Source organism: Pseudoruegeria sp. SK021, assembly GCF_002119405.1.
GTDB lineage: Bacteria > Pseudomonadota > Alphaproteobacteria > Rhodobacterales > Rhodobacteraceae > Meridianimarinicoccus.
Genome location: NZ_MTBG01000095.1, coordinates 1 through 1,628, shown reverse-complemented (window position 1 = coordinate 1,628; position 1,628 = coordinate 1). Strand labels below are relative to the sequence as shown.

The following is a 1,628-nucleotide window of genomic DNA, read 5'->3' as shown; positions in this document are numbered from 1 at the left end:
CGGATGGCTTCCAGTGCCACCTTTGCCTTGAACTCCGCAGAATAGCGCTTTCGTTTTGTCATCTCAGGTCGGTCCTTCGTCAGTCGCTAAAGCTTAGCAACTGGTCCGAATTCTTGCGACCACCTCTCTGAGCGCGATGCTTGTCCTGCTCGACTTTCTGCAAGGTGGCCTCAAGAAAATCACCGAACACTGGATTGATGCTCACCACGGCGAAATCGAGACAAAAACCCAAGCGAAATTTCGCGAGTTAACCGGCACACAGAAAAAACGATCAAAAGGCGGCCTGTCGTTTGATTTGCCGGCGGGCAAAAAGCTCGCACGCATGTTCAAAGATTATCAGAGCGAGCACTTTGAGGCCGCAGATTTCGCCACCGGTCATTCACGGGCAGGTCGAAAGGTTAAGGAGTACCCGGAATGGGTGGTTGCCTTGATGCTTGAATGCTCCAAGGCGCATCGTGAGGGGCGCGAAAAGACCATCATCAGTGGCTTTGTGGACCTTGAAGGAAAGCTGCTGGAAGAGAATGCACGACGTGCCAAGGCAGATCCGGGCCATGAAGACATCAAGGTCTCACAAAGCAAATACCGTCGCTTTGTAGGGGCGATGCCATCGGCAGTGACCCTTGCTACCCGCAAGGGACGCGCGGAGATGATCCGCAACATGCAATCCGGGATCGGTGAGATGGTTGCACGGATGATCGGGGAAGTTATCCAGATCGACGAATGCCAAATGCCGCTGCACGTTTTCATCGAGCAAACGGGTCTGCACCGCGTTGTGGGCGAGCGTACGATGAACCAGCTCCGTAAGGGGGCTGAAAATGGAACCATCGGCAAGGTCTGGATTCTGGTTGCCATTGATGTGGCGTCTGGCGAGGTGCTGGCGTTTCATATCGCGCGCTCCCAGAACGCCAATGATACCTTGGAGCTGATCCGGCGTCTGGTCTCTGATAAGACCAAACTGGCGCGGGAGGCGGGGTGTCGACATTTGCCGCCGCCGCCAATTCGACCGTTCCAAATTGTCATGGATACCGGATCTGGCTTGTGGAACCGCCATGTTCCGACTGCAATTCTGTCACTTGACGCGATGTTTCGATTTGGCCGGACCAAGACGCCGACGGACAAAGCATTCATCGAGCGTTTCTTTGCCACGCTTGGCTCAGATGTCTTCAAGGCGCTGCATGGCCATAGCGGCGCAGGGCCTGGCCGGCAGACAGATTACGACGGTCAGGACATGGCTGCGATGACCATCGCTCAGGTCGAAAAGTACCTGTGGTGGTATTTCACTGATTGCTTGCCGTTCAAGACCACCCAGCGCAAAGGCGGGTGGGGGATCCAACGCAAAGAACTGTTTGATCGCCTGGCTGACATGTATGGCATCCTGCCGCCGCTGTCGCGCCGCGAGGTGCGCAAAGCCATTGGCCTTCGGGTCACCCGCACCGTGACCAAGATGGGGATCGAAGCCTTCCGGATGCCGTTCCAAGGCGATCACAAATTCCGCCTATGGTGTCAATCACGGTGACATAAGGGGCCATTTACCGGCGCAAATAGGGGCCACGCTCGGGATGTCGGTGGCGCTCTGGCGCGTGTGCTCACCACATAGCTAACGCGTGCCAGAGCGCGCTGGCCGTAGG

1 protein-coding gene is annotated in these 1,628 nt (G+C 56.5%); it reads left to right on the top strand.

Annotation, left to right across the window (positions count from 1 at the left end):
- The first annotated feature begins 136 nt into the window (after positions 1 to 136).
- Positions 137 to 1,516 (top strand): DDE-type integrase/transposase/recombinase, encoded by a 1,380-nt coding sequence (locus tag BV911_RS18705; protein ID WP_086055040.1) that lies wholly within the window; start codon positions 137 to 139, stop codon positions 1,514 to 1,516.
- The last annotated feature ends 112 nt before the right edge of the window (positions 1,517 to 1,628 follow it).